The 15,370-nt window shown below is 71.7% G+C and carries 16 protein-coding genes, 1 tRNA gene and 1 riboswitch; of the genes, 11 read left to right on the forward strand and 6 right to left on the reverse strand.

Going from position 1 to position 15,370, the window contains the following annotated elements; genetic code table 11:
* The first annotated feature begins 87 nt into the window (after positions 1–87).
* Together ACFY3N_RS04350 and rdgB are read left to right on the forward strand one after the other, a co-directional pair.
* Positions 88–486, forward strand: coding sequence for a hypothetical protein (locus ACFY3N_RS04350; protein ID WP_390815121.1), 399 nt, complete (start codon positions 88–90; stop codon positions 484–486).
* A 34-nt stretch (positions 487–520) separates the two neighbouring features.
* On the forward strand, positions 521–1,123 hold the full coding sequence (rdgB, locus tag ACFY3N_RS04355; RefSeq protein ID WP_390815122.1) for an RdgB/HAM1 family non-canonical purine NTP pyrophosphatase: 603 nt from the start codon (positions 521–523) through the stop codon (positions 1,121–1,123).
* Positions 1,124–1,166: 43 nt separating this feature from the next.
* Here the strand turns inward: rdgB and ACFY3N_RS04360 are convergent.
* The 3 genes from ACFY3N_RS04360 to bcp all read right to left on the reverse strand — a co-directional run bounded on the left by ACFY3N_RS04360 (position 1,167) and on the right by bcp (position 2,518).
* Positions 1,167–1,251 (reverse strand) — tRNA-Leu (locus ACFY3N_RS04360).
* Positions 1,242–1,442: a hypothetical protein gene (locus tag ACFY3N_RS04365; RefSeq protein WP_390815550.1), complete on the reverse strand. Its 201-nt coding sequence runs from the start codon at positions 1,440–1,442 to the stop codon at positions 1,242–1,244. The genes ACFY3N_RS04360 and ACFY3N_RS04365 overlap by 10 nt, the downstream gene beginning before the upstream one ends.
* 608 nt (positions 1,443–2,050) lie before the next feature.
* Positions 2,051–2,518 (reverse strand): thioredoxin-dependent thiol peroxidase, encoded by a 468-nt coding sequence (gene bcp / locus ACFY3N_RS04370; RefSeq protein WP_390815123.1) that lies wholly within the window; start codon positions 2,516–2,518, stop codon positions 2,051–2,053.
* Between the two features lie 139 nt (positions 2,519–2,657).
* Here bcp and ACFY3N_RS04375 point away from each other — a divergent pair, with 139 nt between their 5' ends.
* The 3 genes from ACFY3N_RS04375 to ACFY3N_RS04385 all read left to right on the forward strand — a co-directional run bounded on the left by ACFY3N_RS04375 (position 2,658) and on the right by ACFY3N_RS04385 (position 3,870).
* Positions 2,658–2,987, forward strand: coding sequence for a DUF3618 domain-containing protein (locus tag ACFY3N_RS04375; RefSeq protein WP_390815124.1), 330 nt, complete (start codon positions 2,658–2,660; stop codon positions 2,985–2,987).
* Between the two features lie 99 nt (positions 2,988–3,086).
* Entirely contained in the window at positions 3,087–3,389 is a 303-nt protein-coding gene (locus ACFY3N_RS04380) for a co-chaperone GroES (RefSeq protein ID WP_199293027.1), read from the forward strand.
* A gap of 64 nt (positions 3,390–3,453) precedes the next feature.
* Positions 3,454–3,516, forward strand: a riboswitch (guanidine-III (ykkC-III) riboswitch).
* A gap of 33 nt (positions 3,517–3,549) precedes the next feature.
* On the forward strand, positions 3,550–3,870 hold the full coding sequence (locus ACFY3N_RS04385) for a DMT family transporter (RefSeq protein ID WP_390815125.1): 321 nt from the start codon (positions 3,550–3,552) through the stop codon (positions 3,868–3,870).
* Between the two features lie 14 nt (positions 3,871–3,884).
* Here ACFY3N_RS04385 and ACFY3N_RS04390 read toward each other — a convergent pair whose 3' ends face one another.
* The gene (locus ACFY3N_RS04390; RefSeq protein ID WP_390815126.1) at positions 3,885–6,239 is read right to left on the reverse strand and encodes a transglycosylase domain-containing protein; all 2,355 of its coding nucleotides are present in this window, start codon (positions 6,237–6,239) and stop codon (positions 3,885–3,887) included.
* A 223-nt stretch (positions 6,240–6,462) separates the two neighbouring features.
* On the opposite strand from ACFY3N_RS04390, the gene ACFY3N_RS04395 reads away from it, so the two are divergent.
* The 4 genes from ACFY3N_RS04395 to ACFY3N_RS04410 are packed head-to-tail and all read left to right on the forward strand — an operon-like array spanning position 6,463 to position 9,905.
* A complete protein-coding gene (locus ACFY3N_RS04395) occupies positions 6,463–7,263 on the forward strand; it encodes an ABC transporter permease (RefSeq protein WP_390815127.1) in 801 nt (266 codons plus the stop codon).
* A complete protein-coding gene (locus ACFY3N_RS04400) occupies positions 7,256–8,077 on the forward strand; it encodes an ABC transporter permease (protein WP_390815128.1) in 822 nt (273 codons plus the stop codon). The genes ACFY3N_RS04395 and ACFY3N_RS04400 overlap by 8 nt, the downstream gene beginning before the upstream one ends.
* A 6-nt stretch (positions 8,078–8,083) precedes the next feature.
* Positions 8,084–9,088 carry an ATP-binding cassette domain-containing protein gene (locus tag ACFY3N_RS04405; RefSeq protein ID WP_390815129.1) on the forward strand — a complete coding sequence of 335 codons (1,005 nt, stop codon included), beginning with the start codon at positions 8,084–8,086 and terminating at the stop codon, positions 9,086–9,088.
* Positions 9,089–9,122: 34 nt separating this feature from the next.
* Positions 9,123–9,905 carry a DUF1707 domain-containing protein gene (locus ACFY3N_RS04410; RefSeq protein ID WP_390815130.1) on the forward strand — a complete coding sequence of 261 codons (783 nt, stop codon included), beginning with the start codon at positions 9,123–9,125 and terminating at the stop codon, positions 9,903–9,905.
* A 183-nt stretch (positions 9,906–10,088) separates the two neighbouring features.
* Here ACFY3N_RS04410 and ACFY3N_RS04415 read toward each other — a convergent pair whose 3' ends face one another.
* Complete coding sequence (locus ACFY3N_RS04415) at positions 10,089–11,456, reverse strand: SGNH/GDSL hydrolase family protein (RefSeq protein ID WP_390815131.1); 1,368 nt, start codon at positions 11,454–11,456, stop codon at positions 10,089–10,091.
* 209 nt (positions 11,457–11,665) lie between these two features.
* Here ACFY3N_RS04415 and ACFY3N_RS04420 point away from each other — a divergent pair, with 209 nt between their 5' ends.
* Entirely contained in the window at positions 11,666–13,021 is a 1,356-nt protein-coding gene (locus tag ACFY3N_RS04420) for a DUF445 domain-containing protein (RefSeq protein ID WP_390815132.1), read from the forward strand.
* A gap of 420 nt (positions 13,022–13,441) precedes the next feature.
* Entirely contained in the window at positions 13,442–14,962 is a 1,521-nt protein-coding gene (locus tag ACFY3N_RS04425) for an MFS transporter (protein ID WP_390815133.1), read from the forward strand.
* Positions 14,963–14,978: 16 nt separating this feature from the next.
* Here the strand turns inward: ACFY3N_RS04425 and ACFY3N_RS04430 are convergent, their stop codons facing one another.
* Positions 14,979–15,281, reverse strand: coding sequence for a hypothetical protein (locus ACFY3N_RS04430; protein ID WP_390815134.1), 303 nt, complete (start codon positions 15,279–15,281; stop codon positions 14,979–14,981).
* Positions 15,282–15,370 lie beyond the last annotated feature (89 nt).

The following is a 15,370-nucleotide window of genomic DNA, read 5'->3' on the forward strand; positions in this document are numbered from 1 at the left end:
GAAGGAGTACGGGCGCACGGCTCAACCCCGGGCGCCCGGCCAACGACCAGGGCCGCCCACCGGCCCGACAAGGGGAGGGACCGTTCCATGGCCGCGAGCCGCCGACGCCGCACCGCAGCCGTCACCGCCACCCTGGCGGCCGTCGCGCTGACCGCCGGACTCACCACCGGCTGCGCCGCCGTCGACAAGGCACTGGACTGCGTCCAGACCGCCGACGCCATCGCCGACAGCGTCACCGACATGCAGCAGGCCGTCGAGAACGCCGGCGACGACGTCACCCAGCTCGAGGAATCCCTCGCGTCCATAGACAAGAACCTCACCGACATCGGCGACAAGACCGACAACGCCGACGTCGGCAAGGCCGTCGACGACCTCGAGAAGGCCGTCGAAAACGTCCGCACCTCCCTCCGGAACGGCGACGAGACCCCCGACATCAGCCCGGTCACCGACGCCGCCGGCGAACTCACCAAGGTCTGCACGCCGTGACCGGCGGCCGGCGGGGCCCGCGATACTGGACCCCATGACCCGCCTGATCCTCGCCACCCGCAACGCCGGAAAGATCACCGAACTGCGCTCGATCCTCGCCGACGAGGGCCTGCCCCACGACCTCGTCGGCGCCGACGCCTACCCCGACATCCCCGACGTCAAGGAAACCGGCGTCACCTTCGCCGAGAACGCGCTGCTCAAGGCCCACGCCCTCGCCCGGGCCACCGGCCTCCCCGCCGTCGCCGACGACTCCGGCCTCTGCGTCGACGTCCTGAACGGCGCCCCCGGCATCTTCTCCGCCCGCTGGTCCGGCACCCACGGCGACGACAAGGCCAACCTCGACCTGCTCCTCGCCCAGCTCTCGGACATCGCTGACGAACACCGGGGCGCCTACTTCGCCTGCGCGGCGGCACTGGCCCTCCCCGACGGCACGGAGCGCGTGGTCGAGGGCCACCTGATGGGCACCCTCCGTCACGTTCCCGCCGGCACGAACGGCTTCGGCTACGACCCGATCCTCCAGCCGGAGGGCGACACACGCACCTGCGCGGAACTGACCCCGGCCGAGAAGAACGCCATCAGCCACCGCGGCAAGGCGTTCCGGGCGCTGGTACCGGTGGTGCGGGAGCTGCTGGGCTGAGCAACGCTGAGGGGCCACCCGAACGGGCGGCCCCTTCACGCGGTGCGGCCGGTGGGACTCGAACCCACACGGGTGTTAACCCACTGGGACCTAAACCCAGCATGACTGCCACATTCCATCACGGCCGCTCAAAAACGGTCATCGCGCCTGACCGGCGACGTTCAGTGTACGGGGGAACGGGTGACCCTGCGAGGGTTGCCCTCTTCTTCTGGCGACACCACGTCTCTGTCAGCGTGTGGCAGTTGGGGCACAAGTACCGCAGGTTCTCCCGGCGGTTGTCGCGCCAGTCTCCGTTGACATGGTCGATCTGCAAAGTCATCGGCTGCCCCAGCCATTCCCCGGTGTTGCCGCAACTCTCACACGCGTACGCCACTCCGAGTTCGGTCAGGGCGCGGTGGAGTTGAGTTCTGTTGGTTCGTCCCGCATGGCCGGGTAGGACAACCAGCACCCGGTGAGCGACGGGCGCTGCCGCGTCGATCCGGCGTCGGATGTGGGACAGGGTTCCGGTGGCAGGGGTCGCCCCCGGCTTCAGGGCCACTTCGCGTAGCGACGATGACGATGCAGCGGCCTTGGCGATGTCGGCGTCCGGGTACTTGCGCCACGGGCTGCGTTTCACGAAGTGGCTCGTGTCCAAGCCCTGTGCGGCGACTTTCTCTTGAAGCACGCGTCGCTGCCCCCCCCGCTTGTGCTGAGGCCGAGCCGTCGCATCAGGTCTGTCCAATTGCGGGCTTCGGCAATGACCGACGCGAGCCGTTCCTTGCTGTACGGGCCAGCCGTTTGCTGAGCAGTCATGCGCCCCTCCGTTTCCCGGCCACCCGTTCGCGGCCTCGTACGGAGTGACGAACCGGATATCGGACGGTCACGTACGGAAAACGGAGCGGCCCGTACCGGTGATCCGGTACGGGCCGCTCCGCGGGTGCGGTCGGGTCAGACGCCCAGGTCCTTGATGATCTTGGCCACGTGGCCGGTCGCCCGGACGTTGTAGAGGGCGCGTTCGACCTTGCCCTCCTCGTCGACGACGATCGTGGAGCGGATGACGCCCATGTAGGTCTTGCCGTAGTTCTTCTTCTCGCCGTAGGCGCCGTACGCGTCGAGGACCGTCTTGTCGGGGTCGGCGAGCAGGGTGACCTTCAGGGACTCCGCCTCGCGGAACCTGGCGAGCTTCTCCGGCTTGTCGGGGGAGACGCCGATGACGTCGTAGCCCGCGCCGGCCAGCAGCTCCAGGTTGTCGGTGAAGTCGCAGGCCTGCTTGGTGCAGCCGGGGGTGAGGGCCGCCGGGTAGAAGTAGACGATGACCTTGCGGCCCTTGTGGTCGGCCAGGGACACCTCGTTGCCGTCGGCGTCGGGCAGGGTGAAGGCGGGGGCCTCGTCCCCGGGCTGGAGGCGGTCGCTCATCGGGCTGGTCTCCTCGTACGTGCGCGCTGCGTGGATCGGCTGCCGGGATCGAGGGTAACCGGGGGTCCTGACGGTGCGCGGCGGCGAGGAGCTGACAGACTGTCCGGCACAGGTATCAGCGGATTTCGGAGGCGACACGGTGGCGGACACGGCGGACACCAGAACCCCGGCGCAGATCGAGGCGGACATCAGGCGCCGTCGTGCGGTGCTGGCCGAGACCCTGGACGAGATCGGCGTGCGGGTGCACCCGAGGACGATCGTGGGGGACGCCAGGGCCCGGGTCGTCTCGAACGTGGATCACACGCTGGGGCGGGCGTACGTCCGGGTCAACGGCGTGGTGAGCGACGTCAGGGCGCAGTTCGTGGACGAGGAGGGCGCGCCCCGGCTGGAGCGGGTGGTTCCGGTGGCGGTGCTGGTGGTGGGGGTCGTGGGGCTGCTGGCCCTGGGGACCCGTCGGCGTCGGCGATGACCCCGGCCGCGTGCGTTCGGGGCGGATGCAGGTAGGTTTCAGGACGTGAGCACCAAGAGACACGAGCAGGGTTCCCAGGACGACAAGCTGCCCATCCGGATGCTGCACGATCGCGTACTCGTGCGGCAGGACACGAGTGAGGGCGAGCGGCGTTCGGGGGGCGGCATCCTGATTCCCGCGACGGCGGCGGTGGGCCGTCGGCTGGCCTGGGCCGAGGTGGTCGCGGTGGGGCAGAACGTCCGGACCGTGGAGCCGGGTGACCGGGTGCTGTTCGATCCGGAGGACCGGGCGGAGGTCGAGGTGCGGGGGACGGCGTACGTGCTGATGCGGGAGCGTGATCTGCACGCCGTGGCCGCGGACCGTTTCGAGGGTTCCGAGGATTCGACCGGTCTGTACCTGTAGTTCGATGGTGGGATGGGGCTGGTGACCGTGGTCACCAGCCCTTTTCCCGTGGTGGGGTTAGGGTGGGGGGCCCGTGAGGGCCCCGACGAGACGCGCCGTACCGGGGTGAAGGCAAAGACGACGCACCCCCGTTTCCGTTCGTGTCCCGGAGGTGCCCGTCATGGCCTGGGTTCTGCTCGTCGTCGCCGGTCTGCTGGAGGTCGGCTGGTCGGTGGGGATGAAGTACACCGATGGTTTCACCCGGCTGGTGCCCAGTGTGCTGACCGGGGCGGGCATCGTGGCGAGCATGCTGCTGCTGTCGTACGCCGCCCGTACGCTGCCGATCGGTACGGCGTACGGCGTGTGGGTGGGGATCGGTGCGGCGGGGGCGGCGGTGCTGGGCATGCTGGTGCTGGGTGAGCCGGTGACGGCCGCGCGGATCTTCTTCATCTGTCTGCTGCTGGTGGCCGTGGTGGGGCTGAAGGCGACGTCCGGTCACTGAGTGGCGGGCGGGTCCTAGTCCCCGCGGCCGTTCTGGGTGAGTGTGCCGGTGAGGCCGCCCGGGCCGGGGTCGCCGGTCCCGTCGTCCCCGTTGGCGTCGCCGTCGCCGGTGTCGCCGGTGGTCGCTTCGCCGTCGGTCGTGCCGCTGCCGTTCTCGGCGGTGCCGCCGGTGGTGCCGTCTCCGGTCTGCTCCTGGGGCGGTTCCACCTCGTCCTGGCCGGTGGACCCGTCGTCCGTCTCCGCCTCGCCCGGTGTCCGGCTGTCGCCGCCGTCGCCGTTCTCGTAGCCCGGGTCGCCGGTCGAGGACGGCCCGGTGCCGGCGTCGCCGGGGGGCGGCTGGGTCTTCCAGGCGCCGGGCTGGAGGCGGAGGCTGAAGGCCGAGACCGGTACGTCCTCGAGGGCTTCGCGGGTGTACTGGCCCCAGATCTCGGCGGGGGCGCCGCCGCCGTTGACGCGGGGCAGGCCCATGGCGCCGTAGAGGGGTTTGTGGCCGGCGGTGACGGGGTCTTGGCCCATGACGGCGACGACGGTGGCGAGGTCGGGGGTGTAGCCGGCGAACCAGGCGGCGGTGTCCTCCTCGGCGGTGCCGGTCTTGCCGGCGGCGGGGCGGCCGGCGGTCTGGGCGGCGGTGGCGGTGCCGCTCTCGACGACGCCGCGCAGGACGGAGGTGGTGGTGTCGGCGGCCTGGCGGCTGACGGCCTGACGGGTGTGGCGTTCGGGGAGGTCGACGGTCCGCCCGTTCCGGGTGATCTTCTCGACCATGGTGGGGGTGTTGTGCTTGCCGTGGTTGGCGAGGGTGGCGTACGCCTCGGTCATGTCGAGGACGCTGGCGGTGGCGACGCCGAGGGCGATGGAGGGGCCGGCGTCGTCGAGGCTGGGGGTGTCCTCGGACAGGCCGAGGTCGATGGCGGTCCGGCGGACCTCGTCGGGGCCGACGTCGGTGGCCATCTGCGCGTACACGGCGTTGACGGACTTGTCGGTGGCCTCGCGGACGGTGATGTCGCCGTAGTCGCGGTGGTCCTCGTTCTCGGGGGCGTAGCGGTCGCCCGGCCAGCCCTGGACGGGGCGTTCGCTGGTGCCGTCGTAGACGGTGTTGGGGGTGATGGGGCGGCCGTCCTGGGTGCGGGCGCCGTTCTCGACGGCGGCGGTGAAGACGAACGGTTTGAAGCTGGAGCCGACCTGGAAGTCCCGGCGGGTGGCGTTGGGGGTGTACTGCTTGACGTAGTCGATGCCGTTGTACATGGCGACGACCTTGCCGGTCTTGACGTCGATGGAGGCGCCGCCGGCGCGGACGTAGGTGTCGACCTCGCGGTTCTCCCGGTCGAGCCGGTCCATGAGCTTGTCGTTGACGGCGTCGACGAAGGCGTCCTGCTTGTCCTTGTGCAGGGTGGTGGTGATGCGGTAGCCGCCGGTGCCGAGGGCGGCCTCGTCGACGATGCCGTGCTGGACCAGGTGGTTCTTGACGATGTTCACGATGTAGCCGCGCTGCCCGGACAGGCTGGTGGAGAGGGTGGTCCGCCGGGGCACGGGGAACGTCAGGCCGGCGCGTTCGGAGGCGCTGAGCCAGCCCTCGTCGACCATGCCGTCGAGGACGTAGTTCCAGCGGCGTTCGACGGTGTCGCGGTTCTCGGGGTGGGTGATGACGTCGTACTGGCTGGGGGCGTTGACGAGGGCGGCGAGGTAGGCGGCGCGGCCGGCGTCGAGTGCGGAGGCGTCGATGCCGTAGTAGGCGTGGGCGGCGGCCTGGATTCCGTAGGCGCCGCGGCCGAAGAAGCTGGTGTTGAGGTAGCCCTCGAGGATCTGGTCCTTGGTCTGTTCGCGGTCGAGCTTGATGGCGATGAAGAACTCCTTCACCTTGCGGGTGACGGTCTGCTCCTGGCGGAGGTAGTAGTTCTTCACGTACTGCTGGGTGATGGTGGAGCCGGACTGTTTGCCCTTGCCGGTGGCGGTGTTCCAGGCGGCGCGGACCATGGCCTGGGGGTCGACGGCGGACTCGGTGTAGAAGTCGCGGTCCTCGGCGGCCAGGACGGCGTACCGGGCCTCCTCGGAGATCTGGGAGAGGGCGACGTTCTCCCGGTTGACCTCGCCGTCGCGGGCGATGACGGAGCCGTCGGCGTAGAGGTAGACGTTGGCCTGCTGGGTGGCGAGGGCGTTGGCGGCGGGGATCTTCACGAGGTGGTAGCCGAGGAAGAAGCCGCCGACGACGAGCAGGGCGGTGATGAGGAGACCGCCGAGGGCCATCCGCCAGGTGGGGAGCAGTCGGCGCCGGCCGGTGCGTTCGGGTCTCTTCGGGGCGGCGGCCGCCTGCGGCTTTCCCGGTGCCCGGCCCTTCCCGGGCTGCTGCGGCTGCGGCTGCGGCTCGTCGCTCATGTCGTGCACGGACTCCTGCTTCGCCTGGTTCGTTCCACTGCGTCGTGGTGTGTGCCTCTTATTCAAGACTGTCCCATCCGGTGGCGCGCTCCCGCCGACGCCGCGCGTGGCGCGCGCACGCGGCGTGTCACACACATGGCCCCAACGAAAATGCGTGGCCGGGGATGTGGCGGGCGCACTAGGCTCCTGCGCTTCGGTGCCGGATGCGGGAGGAGGGCGGGGCGTGGGCTCGGCGCGGTTGTACCTGGCCGTCGCGGTGGGGGGTTTCCGGCGGTACGCGTCGTACCGGCTGGCGACGGCGGCCGGGCTGTTCACCAACACGGTGTTCGGGCTGATCCTCGTGTACACGTATCTGGCGCTGTGGGAGGAGCGGCCGGGTCTCGGCGGGTACGACCAGGCGCAGGCGGTCACGTACGTGTGGCTGGGGCAGTGCCTCTACGCGACGCTGGCGATCCAGGGCGGGGGCGCGGAGAAGGACCTGATGGAACGCATCCGTACCGGTGAGATCGCCGTCGACCTGTACCGGCCGGTGGATCTGCAGCTGTGGTGGCTGGCGGGTGACGTGGGGCGGGCGGCGTTCCAGCTGCTGGGGCGGGGGGTGGTGCCGTTCGCGTTCGGTTCGCTGTTCTTCCCGATGGCGCTGCCCGCGGAGGTCGCGCCGTGGCTGGCCTTCGCGGTCACGCTGCTGCTGGCGACGGTGGTGAGTTTCGCGATCCGCTACCTGGCGGCGCTGAGCGTGTTCTGGCTGATGGACGGCAGGGGCGTCGGCCAGGTGCTGGTGATCACGGGGGTGTTCTTCTCGGGCATGGTGCTGCCGCTGAACGCCTTCCCGGCCGGGCTCGGTGACGTCGTGCGGGTGTTGCCGTGGGCGGCGCAGCTCCAGGTGCCGGCGGACGTGCTGATGGGGGAGACGGATCCGCTGGGGGCGTTCGCGTTCCAGGCGGCGTGGGCGGTGGCGCTGCTGGCGGCGGGGCGGCTGCTGCAGTCGGTGGCGACGCGGCGGGTGGTGGTGCAGGGTGGCTGAGCGCGGTGTGCTGGTGGAGGGGGTGCGGGCCTACTGGCTGATCGCCGGGATGTGGGTGCGGTCCGGCATGACCTACCGCGCGTCCTTCGTCTTCACGGTGGCCGGGAACCTGATGATGACCGGGCTGGACTTCGTGGGGATCCTGCTGATGTTCTCGCAGGTCGACTCGTTGGGCGGCTGGTCGCTGCCGGAGATCGCCCTGCTGTACGGGCTGTCGGCGACGGCGTTCGGGATCGCCGACCTGGTGCTCGGCTCGATGGACGTGCTGGGCGGGCGGATGCGGGACGGCTCGTTCGACGTCCTGCTGGTGCGTCCGGCGCCGGTGCTGGCGCAGGTCGGCGCGGACCGTTTCGCGGTGCGCCGGCTGGGCCGGATCACCCAGGGCGCGGTGGTGCTGGGCTGGGCGCTGGCCTCGGTCGACGTCGACTGGAGCGCGCCGAAGGTGCTGCTGGTGCCGGTGACGGTGGTCAGCGGCGCGGCGATCTTCTCGGCGGTGTTCGTGGCGGGCGCGGCGTTCCAGATCTTCGCGCAGGACGCGGCGGAGGTGCAGAACGCGTTCACGTACGGCGGGAACACGCTGCTGCAGTATCCGCCGGGCGTGTTCGGGAAGGACCTGGTGCGGGGGGTGACGTTCGTGCTGCCGCTCGCCTTCGTCAACTGGGTGCCCGCCGCGTACGTGCTGGAGCGGCCGTACCCGGTCGGGCTGCCGGGGTGGGCGGCGTTCGCGTCGCCGCTGGTGGCGGTGGTGTGCTGGGTGCCGGCGGGGCTGGCGTGGCGGGCGGGTCTCAGGTCGTACCGGAGTACGGGGAGTTAGCGGGCGATGGACGCTTTCATCGAGGTCAGCGGCGTGGAGAAGGTCTTCGACGTGCGCCGGAGGACCGGTTTCCTGAAGCGGGAGCGGCATCGGGTGCGGGCGGTCGACTCGATCTCGTTCACGGTGGCGCGGGGCGAGATGGTCGGCTACATCGGCCCGAACGGCGCCGGGAAGTCGACGACGATCAAGATGCTGACCGGGATCCTCACGCCGAGCGGCGGCCGGCTGCGGGTCGCCGGGATCGACCCGTCCCGCGCGCGGACGCGGCTGGCGCACCGCATGGGGGTGGTGTTCGGGCAGCGTACGACGCTGTGGTGGGACCTGCCGCTGATCGACTCGTACCGGCTGGTGCACCGCATGTACCGCATCCCGGACGCGCGGTACCGCGAGAACCTGGAGCGGCTGACCGAACTCCTCGGCCTGGGCGAGCTGCTGGACGTGCCGGTGCGCCAGCTGTCGCTCGGCCAGCGGATGCGCGGGGACATCGCGGCGGCGCTGCTGCACGACCCGGAGGTGCTGTACCTCGACGAGCCGACGATCGGTCTGGACGTCGTCTCCAAGGCCAAGGTCCGGGACTTCCTGCGGCAGTTGAACGCCGAACGGGCCACGACGGTGCTGCTGACCACGCACGACCTGCAGGACATCGAACAGTTGTGCTCGCGGGTGATGGTCATCGACCACGGCCGGCTGGTGTACGACGGCCCGCTCGCCGGGCTGCACGAGGTGGGGGAGAGCGAACGGACGCTGGTGGTGGACCTGGAGCGGGAACTTCCGCCGATCGAGGCGCCCGCGCCCGCGCGGGTGGTGCGGGTGGAGGGGCCGCGGCAGTGGCTGGCGTTCCCGGCGTCGGCGTCGGCGGCCGAGCTGGTGGCGCGGGTCGCGGCCCGCTACCCGCTGGTGGACCTGTCGGTGCGGGAGCCGGACATCGAGGCGGTGATCGCGAGGATGCTGCGGTCCTCGGGGAACGCCTCCGAACCCCCGCCGGAGCGAGCGGGTCGGGCCCTCTCGTAGCCGTGCGGCGGGCACAACTCGTAGGCTGCTGACTATGACCGAAGACGCAGCCGTACCGGACCTCCGCGCCTCCGACGCCGACCGTGAACGGGTGGCCGAGATCCTGCGGGACGCCCTCGCGGAGGGCCGCCTCGACATGGAGGAGTTCGAGGAGCGGCTGGACGCGACGTACAAGGCGCGCACCTACGGGGAACTGACGCCGATCACCCGCGACCTGCCGGGCCGGGGGACGCCCGTACCCGCCGTCTCCCTGACCAAGGAGCCGGAGCGCGGCGGCGATTGGGGGAGCAGGATCGTCGGCGGCGACGACGCGGGGACGTCGTCGTGGGCGGTGGCCGTGATGTCGGGCTTCCAGCGCAAGGGCCGCTGGACGGCGCCGCGCCGCTTCAACTGCTTCGCCTTCTGGGGCGGCGGCGAGATCGATCTGCGGGAGGCGTACTTCGCGGACCGCGAGATCGTCATCAACGCGGTCGCGATCATGGGCGGGGTGGAGGTCGTCGTCCCGCCCGGCGTCGAGGTCGTCGTGCGCGGCGTCGGCTTCATGGGCGGCTTCGACCACCGCGAGGAGGGCGTGCCGGGCGACCCGGGCGCCCCGCGCGTGATCGTCACGGGCTTCGCCTTCTGGGGCGGCGTCGGCGTCGACCGCAAACTCCCGCGGGCGGAGAGGCAGCGCCTGCGCGAGGAGCGCCGCAGGGAGAAACTGGAACGCAAGGAGCAGCGCCGCCACGAACTGGAGGGCTCCCTCCAGGACCACCTGGACCTGAACCCCCACGCCCGCCGGGAGGAACGCGAGCCCCGCGGCCGCGACGACCGCTGAGCGTGCCGCGCCGGGTGCGGCCCTTCCGGTCGCATCCCGGCGCTTCCGGTCGCATCGCAGCCCGGCGCCTCCGGCTGCATTCCAGCCCCTCCGGCGCTTGAGGAGCGGGGTCCGGGGCGGAGCCCCGGGGACGGGACGGGACGGGAAGGGGCGGAGGGGGCGAAGGAAACGCCCCCGAACCCCCTACAACCGCGCCGGAACCCCACCCTTCAGATCGTCCGGATCGAACGCCTCCGCCATCCGGGTGTACCCCCTGTCACTCGGATGGAGATGATCACCGGAGTCGTACTCCGCACGGAACCGGCGCGGATCGTACGGATCACGCAGCGCCGCGTCGAAGTCGACGACCGCGTCGAACACCCGCCCCGCCCGGACCTCCGCGTTGATCTCCTGCCGCACCTCCTCCCGCGCGTCGGTGTACCCGCGGTGCCCGCCGAACGGCATGAGCGTCGCCCCCACGACCTTCAGCCCCCGCGCGTGGGCCCGCTCCACCAGCGCCTCCAGCCCCGCCACGATCGTCTCCGGGTCGGCGGTCCCCGGGTGGCGCAGGATGTCGTTGACGCCGAGCACGACGACCACGGCCTTGACGTTCGTCCGCCCCAGGACGTCCCGCTCGAACCGGTTCAGTCCACTGGGGTTCGCGGCCGGCCGCCCCGGCCCGTCGGTGAGAATCCGGTTCCCGCTGATCCCCTCGTTGACGACGCTGTACCGCGGCACGTCCCGCCCGGCCCCGACCGCCTCCCGCAGCCGGTCGGACAGCACGTCCGGCCACCGGTTGTTCGCCCCGGTCGTCGAGGTGATGCCGTCGGTCAGCGAGTCCCCGAGGACGACGACCGTGCCGTCCGCCTCGTTGCTCAGCACGTCCAGCGCGGTCACGTACCGCCAGACCTTGCTCCGCCCGGTGTACGCCGTCCCCGTCGCGTCCATGGTCTGCTCGCCGTCGGCGACGTACGAGATCTGGCGCGCGTGCGGGTGGTAGGTGACCGGCCCGGAAGCGGTCGGGGAGTACGTCGTGATCAGCACGTCCCCGTCGTGCGGGACGGCGATGCGCACCACGTCGCTCATCACCTGTCCGCCCGCCGGGACCACGACCGTCGGGCTGCCGGCGAAGGTCAGCGGCCGCACGGTCTCCGCGAGCGCCGCCGCCGTGTCCGGGTCCGCGGACACCGCTATCGAGGCGTGCGTGAGGGTCAGCGGCGACCGGCCGTAGAGGTTGGACAGCGTGACGCGGGCACTCGTACCGCCGACGCTGGTGTGGACGACGTTGCGCACCGAGCGGCCCGCGAGGCCGGCTGTCCCGGTGCCGGGCTCGCCCCCGGCCGGTGAGGTGGCCCAGGAGGCGACCCAGGTGCCGGCGGAGACGGGCGCGACCGGGTTGTCCGGTGCGCCGCGGCCCCCGGCGAGGGTGTCGCGCTCCCGCAGGCCGGCGTCGACCCCGACACCGGCGTAGAGGGCGGCGGAGACCGCCAGGACCGCGGCGACGACCGCGGAGAGGAGGGCGCGCTGCTTGGCGGGAGGCGCCCCCGCGCCCCCGTCACGACCCCGGGTCATGCTGTTCTGTTCTCCTCGGGAGGCGGGAGCACGGGGCTCCGATCCGATGAACCCATGATGATCCATGGGCCGGGAAGGCTGACATGGGGGACCCTTGGGTGATCCCCCTGGACAAACCCCCTCCGGACAGACGCCGGGAACTCCTGTCGCGTTCCGGGAGTCGGTCAGGAAGGGACAATGTGTGAGGGATCACCGGACGGGTGGAGCGGATGGAACGGACCGAAACGGAAGAAGCGGCGGAAACCGGCGGCCGGGGCGCCGAAGGGCAGCATGCCCGCGCCGGCGCCTTCACCAACCGCGCGATGACCACGTTCAGCCCCGCGGACGAGGAGAAGCGGCGCGGGGTGCGCCAGATGAAGCTGACCGCCACCGGACTGCTGCTGTTCGTCGCCGTCGTCTACGTCCTCGCCAAGTGGGCCTCCCACCAGGGCGCCGGCCCCTGGGCGGGCTACGTCGCCGCCGCGGCCGAGGCCGGCATGGTCGGCGCGCTCGCCGACTGGTTCGCCGTCACCGCGCTCTTCCGCCACCCCCTGGGCCTGCCCATCCCGCACACCGCGATCATCCCCACCAAGAAGGACCAGCTCGGCGTCTCCCTCGGCGAGTTCGTCGGCGAGAACTTCCTCTCCGAGGACGTCGTGCGGCAGCGGCTGCGGGCCGTCGGCATCGGCCGCCGGCTCGGCGCCTGGCTCGCCGTCCCCGAACACGCCGACCGGGTGACCGCCGAACTGTCGGCGGCCCTGCGCGGCGCCCTGACCGTGCTGCGCGACTCCGACGTCCAGGCGGTGGTCGGCGAGGCCATCACCCGTCGCGCCGACGCCCAGGAGATCGCTCCCGGCATGGGCAAGATGCTGGAGAGGATCGTCGCCGACGGCGGCCACAAACGGGCCGTCGACGTCATCGTCACCCGCGGGCACGACTGGCTGGTGCTGCACAGCGACACCGTGATGGACGCCGTCCACGGCGGCGCGCCCGGCTGGACCCCCAGATTCGTCGACCGCAAGGTCGGCGAGCGCGTCTACAAGGAGCTGCTGCGCTTCATCACCGAGATGCGCGACATGCCCGCTCACCCCGCGCGCGGCGCCCTGGACCGCTTCCTCACCGACTTCGCCTCCGACCTCCAGTCCGACACCGACACCCGTGCCCGGGTCGAACGCCTCAAGAGCGAGATCCTCGGCCGGGGCGAGGTGCAGGACCTGATCGCCTCCGCGTGGACCGCCGTACGATCCATGATCGTCTCCGCGGCGGAGGACGAGCGCAGCGAACTGCGCCTGCGCGTGCGCGCCTCGCTGCTCTCCCTGGGCGCCCGCATGTCGCTCGACCCGAAGGTGCAGGGCAAGGTCGACGGCTGGCTGGAGAGCGCGGCGGTGTACGTGGTCACCACCTACCGCAAGGAGATCACCTCCCTGATCACGGACACGGTGGCGAGCTGGGACGCCGAGCACACCACGAAGAAGATCGAGGCCAACATCGGCCGGGACCTGCAGTTCATCCGCATCAACGGCACGGTGGTCGGCTCGCTCGCCGGTCTACTGATCTACACGGTGTCACGGGCCCTGGGCGCGTAGCGCGCCGCGGCACGCCGCGCCGCGCGGCGGGGCACGCCGGATCGGCACACCGCGACTCCGCGGTGGCCGCCCGCGCAGTCCCCCGCACCCCTGAGGGGGCGACCCGCCGTGGGCCCCGCGCCCTGGGACTGCCGACTGACGGCAACCGCAACGCCCCAGGGGCGCGGGGAACTGCGCGAACAACCACGACGCACCCGCAGGAGCACGACGCGCCATGGTCTCTCCGGGAGTCACCGGCCGACGGTGACCGCAACGCCCCAGGGGCGCGGGGAACTGCGCGAACAGCCACGACGCACCCGTCGGCGGAAGACGGCCGCAGGCCACCGCCCCCGCACGCCCCCGGCGTGACAAGGCGGGCGGGCGTGAAAATCCCCACCCGGGGGCAGACGACGGTGGTTCGCTTCGCCAGGGAGGGAGCCCATGACCACCGCGCAGCCACCGACCGGTCGCACCATCACCACCAGCATCCCCGCCCGCCTGGACCGCCTCCCGTGGTCCCGCTGGCACTGGACCGTCGTCATCGGTCTCGGCACCGTGTGGATCCTCGACGGCCTGGAGGTCACGGTCGTCGGCAACATCGCGAGCCGCCTGTCCGAGCCGGGCAGCGGACTGCCCATCACCTCCGGCGAGGTCACCGGCATCGCCGCCGCCCTCTACGTCGCCGGCGCCTGCGCGGGCGCCCTCTTCTGGGGCCGCCTGACCGACGTCTGGGGCCGCAAGAAGCTCTTCATGATCACCCTCGCGGTCTACCTCGGCGCCACCGCCCTCACCGCGATCGCCTTCGACACCTGGTGGTTCTTCCTCTTCCGCTTCCTCACCGGCTTCGGCATCGGCGGCGAGTACGCGGCCATCAACTCCGCGGTCGACGAGCTGATCCCGGCGAAGTACCGGGGCCGCGTCGACCTGATGATCAACGGCAGCTTCTGGCTGGGCGCGGTCGGCGGCTCCCTGCTGTCGATCCTCGCGCTGGACACGTCGATCTTCCCGGCGAACGTCGGCTGGCGCCTGACCTTCGCCCTCGGCGCCGTCCTCTCCCTGGTCATCCTCCTCGTGCGCCGGCACGTCCCCGAGAGCCCGCGCTGGCTGCTGATCCACGGCCGTGACGAGGAGGCGGAACGCATCGTCGGCGACATCGAGCAGCGGGTCGAGGCCGAGCGCGGCGAGCCGCTGCCCCGCCCGGAGGGCGAACTCACCATCCACCAGCGTGAGAACGTCACGTTCACCGAGATCGCCCGCACCGTCTTCGCCAAGTACCGCAAGCGCTCGGTCCTCGGCTTCTCGCTCTTCATCGGCCAGGCGTTCCTCTACAACGCCATCACCTTCGGCTTCGGCGCGATCCTGACCACGTTCTTCGACGTCCCGTCCGGCAGCACCGGCTACTACTTCGCCGTCATCGCGATCGGCAACTTCCTGGGCCCGCTGCTGCTCGGCAAGCTGTTCGACACGGTGGGCCGCCGGGTGATGATCTCCGGCACGTACCTGCTCTCGGGCGTCCTGCTGTTCGGCACGGCCTGGCTCTTCGACCGGGGCTCACTCGACGCGACGACCCTCACCGCCTGCTGGTGCGTGGTCCTGTTCTTCGCCTCGGCCGGCGCGAGCAGCGCGTACCTGACCGTCTCCGAGGTCTTCCCCATGGAGACCCGCGCGATGTCCATCGCCTTCTTCTACGCCCTCGGCACCGCCGCCGGCGGCATCAGCGGCCCGCTGCTCTTCGCCGACCTCACCGGCACGGGCGAGGTCGGCGACACGGTCCTCGCCTTCCAGATCGGCGCCGGCCTGATGTGCGCGGCGGGCCTGGTGGCCGCGTTCCTCGCGGTGAAGGCGGAAGGCCGCTCCCTGGAGGACATCGCCCAGCCGCTCGCGGCCGCCGCGCCGAAGGCGAAGGACAAGGCCCGCACGGGCACGGGTACGGGCCCCGGCTCGCAGCCGGCGACGCCGTGAGCCGGGCGGCGGGGTCTCAGCCCCGCCGGTCCGCCACCGCCCACGAGGCGAGCGCCACGGCCCCCGCCACCCCGAACACGGCGGGCCAGGCGCCCACCTTCTTCGCCAGCGGGTGCGACCCGGCGAACGCGGCGACGTAGACCACCGACAGCGCCCCCGCCGCCCCGCCGCCGGCCCGCTCCCGCCACTGCCGCGCGGCGGCGGCCCCGGCGGCGGCGAGCACGACCCCGCCGAGCTGCCGCTTCCGCGTCCAGCGGGCCACGCCGTACCCCCCGACGAGCCCGCTCGCGGCCACCACCGAACTGGGAACCTTCGCCATGCCTGCTGCCTCCTGCCACTGCGCCGGCCACCGGGCCGGGTCGTCCGGACTCCGAGGCTAGCGCTCCGGGTGAACGCCCCGACGCCCAG

Source organism: Streptomyces sp. NPDC000348 (genome assembly GCF_042898795.1).
Lineage (GTDB): Bacteria > Actinomycetota > Actinomycetes > Streptomycetales > Streptomycetaceae > Streptomyces.